Here is a 15,917-nt window from a genome sequence, read left to right as displayed (position 1 = left end):
AGGTATTTCTAATGACGACGGAGCGAAAGTCTTATTCCTCCAACAAGTTCCACCTGGAACTCCCGTACCTGATCGAAGTCCAGAAGGCTTCGTACGAGCAATTCCTTCAAAAGGACATTCCGCAAGAAAAAAGGATGAACGTCGGGCTTGAACGCGTGTTCCGCGATATCTTCCCGATCACCGATGACAAGGATCTGTATTCCTTGAAGTATGAAGGATATTATTTCGGCATCCCGAAATACAGCATCCCCGAATGCCGTGAGCGCGGTCTCACGTATTCCATGGAACTTTTTGCAACTCTCTCCCTCCAGGTGTTTGAAAAGGACGGAGAAGAAAGCAAGCTCAAGGAAGAAATCAAGAACGATGTCTTGGTTTGCGAACTTCCTATCATGACCGAGAACGGAACGTTTATCATTAACGGCGCCGAACGCGTCGTCGTTTCGCAGTTGCACCGTTCTCCTGGTGTGAGCTTTGACGAAGAAATGCAACCCAACGGCCGCTCCGACTACAAGAGCCGTATTATTCCGCATCGCGGCGCATGGGTTGAATTCAACACCGAAGGCGACATCCTTTACCTCATCATCGACCGCAAGAAGAAGATCGCCGCTACCGCCATGCTTCGCTGCATCGGCTTCGAAACGACTCAGGACATCCTGAACCTCTTCTACAAGAAGACCGACGAAATCGTTCTCGACGATGCCGCATTCAATGACTTTGACAAGGAAGGTGTCTGCACCCTCATCAACCGCATCATCTTCAATGATGTCGTTGACGAAGAAACGGGTGAAATCATCCTCGAAGCTAACACTGTCATCGACGACAAGAAGCTCGAACGCCTCCGCGAAAGCAGTGTCGAAAAGATCACCGTGCTTTCCAAGGAAGAAGACAACCTCCTCATCCACTACACGCTCGCTGCCGACAAGACGAAGTCCCGCGAAGACGCCCTCAAGGCTGTCTACTCCGTGACCCACCAGCAGCAGGAAGAAGCTCCGAACCTCCAGACCGCCGAACGCTACTTTGACGAACTCTTCCTCAACGACCCGCACAAGTACGATCTTGGCGAAGTCGGTCGTTACCGCTTGAACGCAAAGGTTTACACCGCTGCTATTCTTGCCAAGGTTAAGGAAGTTGCTGAACGCTTCGACCGCGTGAACGAATTCAAGATGCCGTCTGTGACCCAGATGACGATGAGCAAGACTGACTTCCTCGCTATCATCGAATACATGGTCGGCCTCTTCAACGGCGATGAAGGCTACACTCTTGACGATATCGACCACTTGGGCAACCGTCGTACACGTTCCGTGGGCGAACTCCTTGCCGGTCAGATTTCCGTCGGCCTCTCCCGTATGTCTCGCGTCATCCGCGAAAACCTTTCTCTCCATTCCGAAGAAGAACAGACGACTCCGCGCGAACTCGTGAATACTCGCATGGTCTCTACTGTCGTCCAGGCATTCTTTGGCCAGAGCCAGTTGTCCCAGTTCATGGACCAGATGAACCCGCTTTCTGAACTTACTCACAAGCGTCGTCTCTCCGCTCTTGGTCCTGGTGGTCTTACCCGTGAACGTGCAGGCTTCGAAGTCCGTGACGTTCACTACACGCACTATGGCCGTCTCTGCCCGATCGAAACTCCGGAAGGTCCGAACATCGGTCTTATCAACTCCCTCGCATCTTACGCCGTGGTGAACCACTTCGGCTTCATCGAAACCCCGTACCGTATTGTGGGTCTCGTTGAATTCAAGGACGCTCAGGGCAACAAGTGCTACTTCCCGGAAGAAAAGTGGCATTTCGGCATCTTCAAGGGTTTCGTTCATGACCCGCACCTCTTCGTGGAACTTGAACTCACCCAGAAGGAAATCGACACTGTCCGCTTGAACCTCGACAACCGCCAGCGCGAATTGTTCGAAGGCTTCGTGAACAAGGTGTTCCAGCTCAAGGATGCCGACGGTAACGTTTCTTACAGCAAGAACGGCTTTGCCCTCGACGATTTCGACGGCACTCCGGACTACGTGCAGGTGGGCGACGTCGTGGAACAGATCGTTTCCGACTACATCAGCTACCTCACTGCAGACGAAGAAGACTCCTTCAAGGTCGCTCCGGCTTCTACCGAACTTGACGAAAACAACCGCTTCAAGGGCGACATGGACGGCTACGTCATCGTCCGCGACAAGAGCGAATACCCGCACTTGATGAAGCAGGATTCCATCGCCATCGGCGACACCGAAACTGAACGTATCGACCTCATGGACGTGGCCCCGATGCAGATTGTGTCTGTGGCTGCTGGTCTTATCCCGTTCCTCGAACACGATGACGCTAACCGTGCATTGATGGGTTCTAACATGCAGCGCCAGGCTGTGCCTCTGCTCCGCGCCGAAGCTCCGGTCGTGGGTACTGGCCTCGAACGCCGTGCCGCTCTTGACTCGGGTACGGTTGTCCGTGCAAAGCACGATGGTAAGGTCACGTTCGTTGACGCTCGCAACATCACTGTGCAGCGCGGCAAGATGGTGAACGGCGTATTTGAACCGCTCACTGGCCTTGGCGAAAACTATGAATTCCTCGGCAAGGATCCGATTGACGAATACAAACTCCGCAAGTTTGAACGTTCTAACCAGGATTCCTGCATCAACCAGAAGCCGATTGTGAACGTTGGTGACTTTGTGAAGGTCGGTGACGTGTTGGCTGACGGTGTTTCTACTGACCACGGCGAACTCGCTCTCGGTAAGAACATCCTCATCGGCTTCCTCCCGTGGAATGGTTATAACTACGAAGACGCTGTCATTATCTCCGAAGAACTTGCCATCAAGGACACGTTCACTTCTATCCATATCGAAGAATACGAAATGGAAGTCCGCGACACCAAGCGCGGTCCGGAAGAATTGACTCGTGAAATTCCGAACGTCGGTGAAGACGCTCTCCGTAACCTCGACGAAAACGGCGTGATCCGCGTCGGTGCTGAAGTCGGTCCGGACGATATCCTCGTCGGTAAGGTTACCCCGAAGGGCGAAACCGAACTCACTCCGGAAGAACGTTTGCTCCGTGCCATCTTCGGCGAAAAGGCCGGCGATGTGCGTGACTCTTCCCTCAAGGCTCCTCCGGGAATGAAGGGCGTCGTGCTCGAAACCCGTATCTTCAGCAAGAAGGACAAGGCCGACAAGAAGAGCAAGGAAAAGGATCAGGAAACGATCGAAGAAATTCGTCAGAATTTCCAGAGCCAAATCGACCGCATCAAGGATGCATGCCGTGAACACTTGTTCGACCTCCTCGCAGGCAAGTCTGCTGGCAAGGTGATGGACAACGAAACTCACGAACTTTTGATCCGCGAAGGTCAGACTTATAACGAACAGAACCTCAGATTCATCGACGTGACGAAGGTCTCTCCGCTCTCCACATTCGTTGTGGATGACGATGACCTCCAGGACAAGGTGCTCTCTCTCGTTCTCGTCGCTCGCGACAACCTCGATACCCTTACCCGCACGATGGAAAAGGAAATCGACAAGGTCACGAAGGGTGACGAACTCAAGCCGGGCGTTCTCAAGAGCGTCAAGGTGTACATCGCAAAGAAGCGTTGCCTCTCTATCGGTGACAAGATGGCAGGTCGCCACGGTAACAAGGGTGTCGTCTCGAGAATCGTTCCGGTCGAAGACATGCCGTTCACTGAAGACGGTCGTCCGCTCCAGATTCTTCTGAACCCGCTGGGCGTGCCTTCTCGTATGAACATCGGTCAGGTGCTTGAAGTTCACTTGGGCTGGGCTGCAAAGACTCTCGGCTTCAAGGTGACGACTCCTGTGTTCGACGGTGCCAAGTTCGAAGATATCTGCAAGGAACTCGAAAAGGCTTACCAGAAGAACCCGATCGTGAACTACGAAATGGATCCGGATAACAACAAGATTATCGGTAAGGCCAAGCTTTACGACGGCAAGACCGGTGAAGCCCTCCTGAACCCGGTGACCATCGGTTACATGTACTACCTCAAGCTCGGTCACTTGGTCGACGACAAGATTCACGCACGTTCTATCGGTAGCTACGCTCTCGTGACGCAGCAGCCGCTTGGCGGTAAGAGCCAGTTCGGTGGTCAGCGCTTCGGTGAAATGGAAGTGTGGGCTATGGAAGCTTACGGCGCCGCTTATACGTTGCAGGAACTCCTCACCGTCAAGTCTGACGATGTGCAGGGCCGTTCCAAGGTCTATGACGCCATTGTCAAGGGTCAGAATACTCCGAAGCCGGGTATCCCTGAATCCTTCAATGTTATGATTCGCGAAGTTCATTCTTTGGGTCTTGATATCGAGACCACTGGAGACAAGTAATTATGGCTGAAGAAATGACTGAACAGTTTGGCGACATTTCTATTCATCTCGCCTCCCCGGACCTGATCCGTTACTGGTCCTATGGCGAAGTGACAAAGCCGGAAACGATTAACTACCGTTCCTTCAAGCCTGAAAAGGATGGTCTTTTCTGCGAAAAGATCTTTGGACCGGTTAAGAACTGGGAATGCAACTGCGGTAAGTTCAAGCGCATCCGCTACAAGGGCGTCATCTGCGACCGTTGCGGCGTTGAAGTGACTCACTCCAAGGTCCGTCGCGAACGCATGGGCCACATCGAACTTGCTATCCCTCTGACCCACACCTGGTTCGTCCGTAACCAGCCGTGCGTCATCGGTGCACTCCTCAACCTCAATACTAAGGACCTCGACCATATCATCTACTACGAAAAGTACGTGGTGATTGATCCGGGTACGACCGACCTCGAACCGAACTCCCTGATCGATGAAGCTCAGTATCAGGACCTCGTTGCCGAAGGCCGTGAATTTGAAGCCAAGATGGGCGCATCTGCTATCAAGCAGTTGCTCGACCGCGTCGACTTGACCAAGCTCTCCGAAGAACTCCGCTTGCAGGCTACTTCCAAGTCCAAGACAAAGCAGGACGACGCCGTGAAGCGCCTCAAGGTCGTCGAAGCCTTCAAGAAGTCCCAGATGGAAAGCTTCCGCAGCTACTACAAGAATCCGGATCCGGCCCGCGACGCAAGCAAGGCCTGGCTCAAGGGTCTTGCCGAAGCTGTTGCCGAATTCAAGGTAGACTACGAATCCAAGCACTCTGACTTTGTGCTTGCCGATGCCTACGAAGAATTCCGCCACAAGTATCCGAACGAAGCTCGCTTGCTCGCTAACCAGCCGTCCTGGATGATCCTCGACGTCCTTCCGGTTATCCCGCCTGATCTTCGTCCGCTCGTACCGCTCGAAGGTGGTCGCTTTGCTACTTCCGACTTGAACGAACTCTATCGCCGTGTCATCAACCGCAACAACCGCTTGAAAAAGTTGATTGACATCCGTGCCCCTAACGTGATTCTCTGCAACGAAAAGCGTATGCTCCAGGAAGCTGTCGACCAGTTGTTCGATAGCGGCCGCCGCACCGCTCGTGCTGGTTCTGCACGTCCGCTCAAGAGCCTCGCTGAACTCCTCAAGGGTAAGCAGGGCCGCTTCCGTATGAACTTGCTCGGTAAGCGTGTTGACTATTCCGGCCGTTCCGTGATTGTCGTGGGACCGGAACTTCGCATGCACCAGTGCGGTCTCCCGAAGCGCATGGCTCTTGAACTTTACAAGCCGTTCATCATCCAGCGCTTGGAAGAAGAAGGCATTGTCTACACGCTCAAGTCTGCTAAGAAGTACGTTGACGCAGAACGTCCTGAAGTTTGGGACATTCTCGAACAGATTATTGAAGACCACCCGGTCATGTTGAACCGCGCTCCGACGCTTCACCGCTTGGGTATCCAGGCCTTCTATCCGAAGCTCATCGAAGGTAACGCGATTCGCCTCCACCCGCTCGTCTGTACAGCATTCAACGCTGACTTCGACGGTGACCAGATGGCTTGCCATCTTCCGCTTAGCTTCGAAACTCAGCTCGAATGCCGCGTGTTGATGCTTTCTTCGAACAACATTCTTCACCCGGCTTCCGGTCAGCCGATCGCTGTGCCGGGCCAGGACATCGTGCTAGGGCTCTACTACCTGACCAAGCCGCGTCCGAACCGCAAGGGTGAAGGCATGCACTTCTACGACCCGGCCGAAGCCGTTCGCGCTTACGAAAACGACGTCGTGGATTTGAACGCCAATGTTTACTTGAAGCTCCCGGCTGGTCGCAAGATCTATATGGGCGCTCTCGAAAAGGACTGCACCTGCATCCGCGAAATGGCCGATGACAATGGCAATCTCGAAGTCCAGGTCAAGGCTGGCGAAAAGGTCAAGTTCCTTACGCTCAAGGAAGACAACGTCATCAAGACGACTGTCGGCCGTATCATCTTCAACGAATTTGTCCCGAACGCTCTCGGCTACGCCAACGAAACCTTCGGCAAGAAGGTGATTGCAAAGTCCATCGACGACCTCTATCGTCGCACCGGCAACCGCGTGACCGTCGACTACCTCGACGACCTCAAGGCCAACGGTTACAAGTGGGCAACTCGCGCTGGTTCCTCTGTGGCTATCGCCGAAATGGTGATCCCGAAGGAAAAGCAGGAAATGCTCGACAAGGCTGCCGAACAGGTTTCCAAGATTCGCGCCCTTTACGAAGACGGTGTCATTACTGACGGTGAACGTTATAACCAGACGATTGACGTGTGGTCCAAGACGACGTCCGACGTTGCTGCCAAGCAGTGGGATTTGCTCTCTCACGACCGTGACGGTTTCAACCCGGTCTACATGATGGCTGATTCCGGCGCTCGTGGTAGCCGCGAACAGATTAAGCAGCTGTCCGGTATGCGTGGTTTGATGCAGAAGCCGATCAAGCAGCTCGGTGGTCAGGAAGTTATTGAAAACCCGATTAAGTCCTGCTTCCGTGAAGGCTTGAACGTGATGGAATACTTCATTTCGTCTCACGGTGCTCGTAAGGGTCTTGCTGATACCGCTCTTAAGACGGCTGACGCTGGTTACCTTACTCGTCGTCTCGTCGACGTGGGCCAGGACCTCGTGATTACCGAACCGGACTGCGGTACGACGAACGGTATCGAAGTTTCCGCATTCAAGGACGGTGACGATACTGTCATTCCTCTTGAAGAACGTCTCCTCGGTCGCGCTCCGGTCGATGACATCAAGCACCCGGTTACGGGCGAAGTGATCGTCAAGGCTGGCGAACTCGTCACTGAACGTGACCTCCCGAAGATTTCCGCTACGGGTCTTGAACACATCAAGATGCGCTCCGTGCTCACTTGCGACTCCAAGACTGGTGTCTGCGCCAAGTGCTACGGCCGTATGCTTGCTTCCGGTCGTCCGGTTGACCTCGGCGAAGCTGTTGGCGTGCTTGCTGCACAGTCCATCGGTGAACCGGGTACGCAGCTTACCCTCCGTACGTTCCATATCGGTGGTGCTTCTTCCCGTTTGACGGTTGAAAGCGACAAGAAGGCTACAGTCGATGGCCACATCGAACTCGAACAGGTCGAAACTGTCGACCACGAAGGCCAGAAGGTTGTCGTCTCCCGTATGGGCGAACTCGTTATTTTCGATACGACCGGCATTAACAAGGGTCGTTACCAGATTCCGTATGGTGCAATCTTGCACGTCGAAAACAATGCTACCGTCAAGAAGGGCGAAAGCATGTTCGAATGGGATCCGTATAACAGCCCGATTATCACGAACGTTTCCGGTACGATCGCATTTAGCAATCTTATTGAAAACAGAACTTACCGTATTGAACGCGATGAAATGACCGACGTCGAAACGTGGATCGTCATTAGCGACAAGCAGCACGGTAAGAACCAATTGCGTCCGGTTATCGTCATCAATGACGACCGTGGCGAAAAGGTTGGCCACTTTATGTTGCCTGACGGCGCTATCCTCGCCGTGCATCAGGGTGACCGCGTTACTTCCGGTCAGGTTATCGCAAAGCTTCCGCGTGCAGCTGGTAAGACCCGCGATATTACTGGTGGTCTTCCGCGCGTCGCTGAACTCTTCGAAGCTCGCGTTCCGAAGAACAAGGCATTCATCGCACCGGTTGACGGTCTCGTCAAGTACGGTAACGAAGTGCGCAACAACCAAGAAGTTATTATTCAGCAGATGGATGGCAACGAAGTGAAAGTGCTGGTTCCGCGTGGTATCCATCTGGCGGTCAATGACGGTGACCGTGTCCGTGCTGGTCAGAAGATCAGCGAAGGCAGTGTGGACCCGCACGATATCCTCGACGTTCTCGGACCCGAGGATGTGCAGCGCCACTTGGTGAACGAAATTCAGGCGGTTTACCGCTTGCAAGGTGTGGCTATTGCAGATAAGCACATCGAATGTATCGTTCGTCAGATGATGCGCAAGGTCCGCATTACAGATCCGGGTGAATCCGAATTCTTGCCAGGCGAAGAAATTTCCAAGATCCGTCTCCGTACCGAAAACGAACGTCTGCGCGCTCTCGGTAAGGCCGAAGCTAAGTATCAACCGATGCTCCTTGGTATCACTAAGGCTTCCTTGGCAACGGACAGCTTCATCTCTGCAGCTTCCTTCCAGGAAACCCAAAAAATCCTTACTCGCGCCTCCATCGAAGGCTGCGTGGATCCGCTCATGGGTCTTAAGGAAAACGTGATTATGGGTCGACTTATTCCGTGCGGTACTGGTGCCCGTCACTTGAGGAACGTCCAAGTGATCGATGCCGATGCCGACGAAATGGAAGAACGCTCTCGTTTGCAGAATGTACAGGCTGAAAGTCTCGATTCTGGTTCCGGAATCCAGCTCTTGGATAACGAAATCGGCTCTTCTGACGAGGAAGAATCAGATAATTAACAGCTAAGTACTTGAAATATTTGGAAATAAAACTATATTTGCACTCCAAAATCTAGGAGATTAAACAGTGCCAACTATTCAACAGCTCGTCCGCAACGGACGTGAACAGATCAGCAACAGGACCGCTTCCGTAGCTTTGAAGTCCTGCCCCCAGAAGCGCGGCGTTTGCACCCGTGTTTACACCAGCACCCCGAAGAAGCCGAACTCCGCTCTTCGTAAGATTGCCCGTGTGCGCCTTTCCAACAAGATGGAAGTTACCGCTTACATCCCGGGTGAAGGCCACAACCTCCAGGAACACTCCATCGTGCTCATCCGCGGTGGTCGTGTTAAGGATGTTCCGGGTGTTCGTTACCACATCATCCGTGGTACGCTCGATACCCAGGCAGTCAACGGCCGTCAGAACGGCCGCTCCAAGTACGGTGTTAAGAAGAAAGGTGCCGCTCCGGCCAAGAAGTAAGGAAGTAATCTATGTCTAGAAGAAGAAAGGCTCTCCATCGCTCCATCCTCCCGGATCCGCGTTTCCACTCCACGCTCGTCACCGAACTCGTCGGTGTCGTGCTCAAGCAGGGTAAGAAGACCATCGCTGAACAGATCGTCTACACCGCTCTCGACATGCTCGACAAGAAGGTCGAAGGCAAGGAAACCCCGCTCGAAAAGTTCGAACTCTGCCTTGAAAACATCAAGCCGCGTGTCGAAGTCAAGTCCCGTCGCGTTGGTGGTGCAAACTACCAGGTCCCGATGGAAGTTGCTCCGGATCGCGCCAAGGCTCTCGCTCTCCGCTGGCTCCTCGATGCAGCTCGTAACCGCAACGAAGCCAACATGGCAGAACGTCTTGCAGCAGAACTCGTTGCCGCTAAGAACAGCGAAGGCAACGCAGTCCGCAAGAAGAACGATACGCACAAGATGGCCGAAGCCAACAAGGCTTTCGCTCACTTCCGTTTCTAATTCTTGCGCAAGCACAGAATTATCCTAGAGAAGGGCTCCGCTTTTGCGGAGCCTTTTCTGCTTTTGTTGGATTAAATTTTGTATTTATGTTGTATATGAAGTTTCTACGAAATTTTTGTTTGCTGGCGGTGACGTTTGTAGCGCTCCTTTGCGGGTGTTCAGAGTCTAATGAAGATGATTTGAAAAGCGCAAAACGGTTTGAGGAATTGAAGACTCTGCCTCTGGATACTGTTCTTTCGCGTGCGTTTGCGTTTTATGAGCAGTTCCAGGCGACGAATGACACGCTGCTACGCGATTCCATGGACGATTACAAAAGCCACTTCCTTGCGAGGTGGAAACGGTCTACGGATTCTCTTTGTAGAACGATCACGGCAGATGATTCCCTCGCGGCTGATTTACGCGAAATCAATGAAGCGGTTTCGAAATATTTTTATGAATATCATCTTAAGCATATGTATTGGCTTATGCTTGATTCAGCAAGGCATGAATCCCTTCTTAGGAAGGTAGATCGTACACAAAAAGTAGAACTGACTGCGCCTGGGTGGAAATGGGAGACTAAGGAAGATCATGAAGCGGCGATTATGGGTATTCCGTTTAAAGATGCTTTGTCGGCCTTGAAAAAGGATTCTACTAGTATGTTTAAAGTCGCCTATTTTGTTCAAGAGTTGCAGGTGCGTTATGTTGATACTGTAGCTGCTGATATGGAGTCTTTTCAAAAGATTGAGCCGTTCGATATAAAGCGGGAAGAGTGGAAAAAAACGAAATCGGCCTGCATGGAAAAAACTCCGATAGGCCAGCAGGTTCTTGTTCTAAACAAGGAATATAAATCGTTGTTGAACAATTTTATGAAAACGAAAGCGCGAGGGGACCGCCGTTTTTTGATGTGGGAGATTCCCGTAATGCAGTATTTTCATGATGATGATTTTTTCTTTCACTCATTTCCGACCATAGTGAGTGCGGTATTTAACAAGAGCCGGGATATGGTAAATTTGAATGTGAGTGACGGCTACGGCCATGGAAGCTTTTACTACTTGTCCAAGCGTTCGGGGAAATGGGAAGTTGTTATGCTTCGAGACGGCTGGATATGGTAGAATATTGGTCCAGACCCATTTGACGTTCTTGACGTTTTCTTTGCGGAAAATCAGAATTATTGGTGATGTTCCCTTTTGCGTGCATACAAATTCTAAGAGCCGTTTCAATCGGTCAAAAACTCGGCTCTGATTGATTCCATGAAGCGGCGATTATGGCTATTCCGTTTGGAGAAACTTAGTAGGAATAAAAAATCCCCCACTCTAGCGTTGCTTTTTGAAGGAACTAGAATGGGGGTTGTTCAAGGAGTTTTATGAATAAGTTTTGTTTAGCGCTTCACGGATAACTTGTAAATGCTTCGCGTGCTTGCCTTGGGGGCGTCGATAGCGTGCACACCCGCGGTAAAGTGCTGCACCTGGCTCTGCCACAGGACGCGGCCCTGATAGTCAAACTGCACGACGCTTGCCTTTAATGCTTTGTCGGTCTGCATGTAGAGCTTGCCGTCTTGCTGGCGAAAGGAGCTGCGGGCGGCCCTCCCGGCTGGTTTGATGGAGGTGCTGCTGTCCAAGGCCTTCATCTTCGCGATGCCTGCTTTCCATGCATCAACTGCAGCCTGCGAAGTGTTGAGCGCCCAGTCGCCTTCGTTATCTTCCTTGCTCTGGCTGAACCACATCACCGCAAATACGCGGGAGAAGTCTGTAGCAAAGTGCTCGAACATGTCTGTAATCCATTCGGCCTTGTTACCGCCGAGTTCGGAGCTGGAAATTTCAGCAATGAAGAGCGGCTTGTTGATGTTCGCGAGTGCGTTGTATGCCTTCTTGAACACCTGCGAGAACGTCTGCCAGCTAGACCAGCTTTGGCATTTGCCCCAGTTGTAGCCGTCAATGGAAATGTAGTCCACGTATTCGTCGCCAGGGTAGTTGCCCGTAAGCGTGGAACCCTTTCCTGAGTTCGAAGCGTTCGTTGTCCAGACCCATTTGACGTTTGTTACGCCTTCTTCTTTGAAAATTTTCACGATATGGCGGAATGCTTCGGCGACATTTGCATCGGTGTTGCCGGCGCCAGCCTTGCCTACACCCCAGTCGTACCAGTCGCCGTTCGCTTCATGGAGCGGCCTGAGCCAGATTTCTTCGCCATAGCCTTTAACACCCTTGGCGTAGTCGCGGATATATTCATCGGCCTTGCCGTCCACCAAATCTTGCGCGTTGTAGCCGTTTGCCATCCAGGTCACCACAAGCGTGGAGCCGTTGTCTTTCGCGACGTTTGCGTACTCTTCGGTTGCGTTCCAATCGTTGATGTCGAAGAGCGCAAAATAGCTGATGAGGTCGATATGCGTGCCCTGCAAATCCTGGAATGCCTGCACGTTTTCTTGAGTGGGCTGCGGGTATTGGCCGGGGCCACCGACCCAGGCGCCGACTTGGAATGCTAAAGCGGTCATAGGCAAAATCCCTAATGTGAAGAGTAGTGATTTGAACATAGTAGCCTCGATATTCAAAGATTGTATTTTGTTTCCTTACTTAAATTAGGTTACTAGGTGTTCCCTGTAGCTGAAATTTTTGTATGTTCGTGTTATAGTGTATCTAGTGTTATATTGAGGTTCACCATGACAGTCGAAGATTTTTGCAAGTGGATTGAATCTGTTGGCTATAAGGATGGGGATCGGCTCCCTTCCGTGCGCGAGGTGGCGGCGTCTTCGGGGGCTTCGACGTTCACCGTTTTCCGTGCATACAAGAAGCTTGCCTCTCAAGGGAAAATTTATGCGGAACATGGCAATGGATTTTTTTGGGGGACGAAGCCTAAAATCGAGGCCTCTGCACGCGAGTACGAAACAGAACGCGTAGAGCGTTTATTGTTGGATGCTTGGAAATCGGGAAAAATTTCGGTCGATAATCCGCTTCCATCAATCAAGGACATGTGTCTGTCTTATGCGACTACTTTGGGGACAATGCGGCGTACGCTGGAGCAGCTCCGTGCGAAAGGGACTCTAGAACGCAAGGGGCAAGGGCGATATTATTTTGCTAGTGCACGGGTGACTTCTGAAACGACGGAAATTCTCCTGATTATGCGTTGTAACCCTAACGGGGATTTTAATTGCCTTGGCGAACGTGAACTTTCGTTTATGCAGAAAGTCTATGTGGAGGCGCATCGCAATAACTTAAATGTCAAGGCGCTTGGCTATTACGAAGAAGAGGGCGCATTTTTGGATGCAAACGGCAACCGCATCAAGCTGGAAGAATGCCGAGACTGCTTTGGAGCCGTTGTCTCGACGATGCTTGTATTCGATATCAATAAGTTGTTTGCAAAACTTGCGACAACGCGTTTCCCTGTGGCAGTGTGGTGGGAACATCCGCTGTACGACATTCCGCGTGCGCTAAAAAAAGAAAAGCGATTTGCGTTTTTCAACCTCGCTTTTGGTGAATTTCCGGGGCGCATTGTCGGGCGCTTTTTGAAGAAAAAAGGCTTGACGCGAATTGCCTTTGTTTCGCCTTACCACATGAGCATGTGGTCGAGGGACCGCTTGAAAGGTCTCAAGAATGTGGGGTTTGAGGTGTTCGAAGCGACTGATGCCTCGCATGCGAGCCCTTATGACTTTATGCAGGAACCGCGTGCACATGCCCGTTATAGACAAATTTTAATGTCGCTCGTGAAAAAAATCCCGCCTGTGGATGCGTGGGTTGTTTCTAACGACAGGGTCGGTGTCGAGCTTATTTCGCTTGCGAACCAGGGCAAGATTTTGCACCCGCCTTACATGGTTTCGTTCGACAACTCTACGGATAGCTACCGCAACCGCCTGGATTCTTTCGAGTTCAACGTGGAAACGCTTGCTGAACAGTCTGTGTTTCACTTGGTTTCGCCGGGTATTACCTTGTATAAAAAAGGCGATTTCCGTGAGCTATCAGGGCATGTTGTAGAGAAATAAAGTATTTTTTTATAAAGGAATTTTTAATCATGAAAACCATAAAGAAATCCATCGTACTTCTATTTTCAGCTTCGTTGCTGTTCCTTGGCGGTTGTGCCAAGAACCATAACGATATCATTCTTCATAAGACAAAGACTTTTTGGTCGGGGAGTCCGGCGATTGAATTGGATGTCCCGTATCCTGAATCGCTCACTTTTGAACTCCCGTCTGCTGAATGGACTCCTCTTAAAATTCAAAAGAAGGAAGGTGTAAATACGCGGGTCGAGCTTGCAGAAGGTGTGGCCGATTCGTATGTGAAGGTGGCGATTGATGGTCAGACTAAGAGCTTGTTCGAAAGTCTTGAAACCGAAAGCGGTGTAGATTTTGGCCAGTCGGATTCGTTGATTCTCATGGGACTTTTCGATCATTACAAGACGATGACTAAAGCTGAAAATTCTGATAAGCCGATTCAGTATAGCGAGACGAAATTCGAAAGGCAAGATGACGATGCGTTTGGATGGATGGTGACTTCCAATGGCTCGTACAGCGTTGCGTACGCGGTACTCATGACGAAGAACAATAACTATTTCACGGTTGAAGTCAACCAGAAAAATCGCGAGACGGATATCGAAAAAATTTTGTTGGATATCGTGAGAAGCCACAAGACGTATTAACGGCGTTTCTCTCTTTGCACACTTTTTCTTCACATTTTTTTCTAACAACTAACCACGAATCACTAACCACTTTTTTATATTTAAAGCACAAAAAATTTTCACTTTAACAGAAGGTTAATAAAATGGCTAAAATCGCTAAAGTTTGGGCTCGTCAGATTTTGGATTCCCGTGGCAATCCGTCTCTCGAAGTCGATGTCACTCTTGACAACGGTATCGTTGGTCACGCAGCTGTTCCGAGTGGTGCTTCCACCGGTGAACGCGAAGCTTGCGAACTCCGCGACGGCGACAAGAAGACCTATCTCGGCAAGGGCACTCTCACTGCCGTGAAGAACGTCAACACCAAGATCGCTAAGAAGATCGTTGGCATGGATCCGTCCAAGCAGACTGAAGTTGATGACGCTATGATCGAACTCGACGGCAACCGCATGCTCAAGAACACGCTCGGTGCAAACGCTATCCTCGGCGTTTCCATGGCTGTTTGCGTTGCTGCTGCTAAGGATGCTGGCCTTCCGCTTTATCAGTACATTGCTAAGCTCCATGGCACTGAAAAGCTCACCCTCCCGTGCCCGATGTGCAACGTGATTAACGGTGGTGCTCACTCTTCCGCTCCGATCGACTTCCAGGAATTCATGATCGCTCCGGTTGGCGCTAAGACTTTCTCCAAGGGTCTCCAGATGGTGACTGAAATCTTCCACGCTCTTAAGGCTGTCCTCAAGAAGGGTGGTTTCGATACGACGGTTGGTGACGAAGGTGGCTTTGCTCCTGGCGTTGCTATCAAGCCGGCTAAGAACAAGTTCGGTTACGAAATCAAGGACGTGATGACCCTCGAAAAGGCTCTCGCTGCTTTGAAGACCGCTACTGAAAACGCTGGTTACGTTTTCGGCAAGGACATCAAGATCGCTCTTGACGTTGCTTCTTCCGAATTCTGCGACAAGGAAACTGAAAAGGAAGGCTCCAAGGCTGTTACCTACACGTTCAAGAAGAGCACCAAGAAGACTGTCAAGTCTGCTGACATGGTCAAGCTCTATGAAAAGCTCATCGACAAGTACTCCATCTTCTCCATTGAAGACGGTCTCGATGAAGCTGACTGGGCAGGTTGGAAGGTTCTTACCGACAAGCTCGGTGGCAAGATCAACCTCGTTGGTGACGACCTGTTCGTTACGAACCCGACCATCTTCGACGAAGGCATCAAGGCTGGCATCGCTAACGCTATCCTCATCAAGGTGAACCAGGTCGGTTCTGTTTCTGAAACCCTCGCTGCTATCAAGCGCGCTCAGGTTGAAGGCTATGCTCCGATCGTTTCTCACCGTTCTGGCGAAACCGAAGACACCTTCATTGCTGACCTCGCCGTCGGTACTGCCGCTGGCCAGATCAAGACTGGTTCCCTCTCTCGTACGGACCGCGTCTGCAAGTACAACCGCCTCCTCCGCATCGAAGAAGAACTCGGCAAGGCTGCTGTCTACGCTGGCGACCCGCGCAAGAACTGCAAGGCTGCTAAGGCCCCGGCTAAGAAGGCTGCTTGCAAGAAGGGCTGCAAGGCTAAGTAATTAGCTTCTTTTAGAACAAAGTATCTAAAAAAGAGCCTCGGCGTTAAGCCGGGGCTTTTTTGCATTTGGCAATTTTCTTG

9 protein-coding genes are annotated in these 15,917 nt (G+C 51.4%); 8 read left to right on the top strand and 1 reads right to left on the bottom strand.

Features of this window, described 5'->3' with window-relative positions:
• Positions 1-11 precede the first annotated feature (11 nt).
• From rpoB to B7982_RS07275, 5 genes are all read left to right on the top strand, one after another.
• Positions 12-4,301 (top strand): DNA-directed RNA polymerase subunit beta, encoded by a 4,290-nt coding sequence (gene rpoB, locus B7982_RS07295; RefSeq protein WP_088660180.1) that lies wholly within the window; start codon positions 12-14, stop codon positions 4,299-4,301.
• Between the two features lie 2 nt (positions 4,302-4,303).
• Complete coding sequence (rpoC, locus tag B7982_RS07290; RefSeq protein WP_088660179.1) at positions 4,304-8,743, top strand: DNA-directed RNA polymerase subunit beta'; 4,440 nt, start codon at positions 4,304-4,306, stop codon at positions 8,741-8,743.
• Between the two features lie 67 nt (positions 8,744-8,810).
• Entirely contained in the window at positions 8,811-9,200 is a 390-nt protein-coding gene (gene rpsL / locus B7982_RS07285) for a 30S ribosomal protein S12 (RefSeq protein ID WP_015731968.1), read from the top strand.
• Between the two features lie 11 nt (positions 9,201-9,211).
• On the top strand, positions 9,212-9,688 hold the full coding sequence (rpsG, locus tag B7982_RS07280; protein WP_014545985.1) for a 30S ribosomal protein S7: 477 nt from the start codon (positions 9,212-9,214) through the stop codon (positions 9,686-9,688).
• A 95-nt stretch (positions 9,689-9,783) separates the two neighbouring features.
• Entirely contained in the window at positions 9,784-10,779 is a 996-nt protein-coding gene (locus B7982_RS07275; protein WP_088660313.1) for a hypothetical protein, read from the top strand.
• A gap of 266 nt (positions 10,780-11,045) precedes the next feature.
• On the opposite strand, the gene B7982_RS07270 is transcribed toward B7982_RS07275, so the two are convergent.
• Positions 11,046-12,155 carry a glycoside hydrolase family 26 protein gene (locus B7982_RS07270; protein ID WP_233138430.1) on the bottom strand — a complete coding sequence of 370 codons (1,110 nt, stop codon included), beginning with the start codon at positions 12,153-12,155 and terminating at the stop codon, positions 11,046-11,048.
• 165 nt (positions 12,156-12,320) lie between these two features.
• Here B7982_RS07270 and B7982_RS07265 point away from each other — a divergent pair, with 165 nt between their 5' ends.
• The 3 genes from B7982_RS07265 (at position 12,321) to eno (ending at position 15,837) form a co-directional block, all read left to right on the top strand.
• On the top strand, positions 12,321-13,637 hold the full coding sequence (locus B7982_RS07265; RefSeq protein ID WP_088660177.1) for a GntR family transcriptional regulator: 1,317 nt from the start codon (positions 12,321-12,323) through the stop codon (positions 13,635-13,637).
• A 29-nt stretch (positions 13,638-13,666) separates the two neighbouring features.
• A complete protein-coding gene (locus B7982_RS07260; protein ID WP_088660176.1) occupies positions 13,667-14,290 on the top strand; it encodes a hypothetical protein in 624 nt (207 codons plus the stop codon).
• A 122-nt stretch (positions 14,291-14,412) separates the two neighbouring features.
• A complete protein-coding gene (eno, locus tag B7982_RS07255; protein ID WP_088660175.1) occupies positions 14,413-15,837 on the top strand; it encodes a phosphopyruvate hydratase in 1,425 nt (474 codons plus the stop codon).
• Positions 15,838-15,917 lie beyond the last annotated feature (80 nt).

This window comes from Fibrobacter sp. UWB2, from assembly GCF_002210425.1.
Classification (GTDB): domain Bacteria; phylum Fibrobacterota; class Fibrobacteria; order Fibrobacterales; family Fibrobacteraceae; genus Fibrobacter; species Fibrobacter elongatus.
Note: the sequence above shows the minus strand (reverse complement) of the source record. Positions and strands in the feature narration are given on the sequence as shown.

Bases quoted from the DNA above. Each gene is read 5' to 3' on its own strand.
- B7982_RS07275 (WP_088660313.1), top strand. From the start codon at position 9,784: ATGAAGTTTCTACGAAATTTTTGTTTGCTGGCGGTGACGTTTGTAGCG.
- eno (WP_088660175.1), top strand. From the start codon at position 14,413: ATGGCTAAAATCGCTAAAGTTTGGGCTCGTCAGATTTTGGATTCCCGT.
- B7982_RS07265 (WP_088660177.1), top strand. From the start codon at position 12,321: ATGACAGTCGAAGATTTTTGCAAGTGGATTGAATCTGTTGGCTATAAG.
- B7982_RS07260 (WP_088660176.1), top strand. From the start codon at position 13,667: ATGAAAACCATAAAGAAATCCATCGTACTTCTATTTTCAGCTTCGTTG.
- B7982_RS07270 (WP_233138430.1), bottom strand. From the start codon at position 12,155: ATGACCGCTTTAGCATTCCAAGTCGGCGCCTGGGTCGGTGGCCCCGGC.
- rpoC (WP_088660179.1), top strand. From the start codon at position 4,304: ATGGCTGAAGAAATGACTGAACAGTTTGGCGACATTTCTATTCATCTC.
- rpoB (WP_088660180.1), top strand. From the start codon at position 12: ATGACGACGGAGCGAAAGTCTTATTCCTCCAACAAGTTCCACCTGGAA.
- rpsG (WP_014545985.1), top strand. From the start codon at position 9,212: ATGTCTAGAAGAAGAAAGGCTCTCCATCGCTCCATCCTCCCGGATCCG.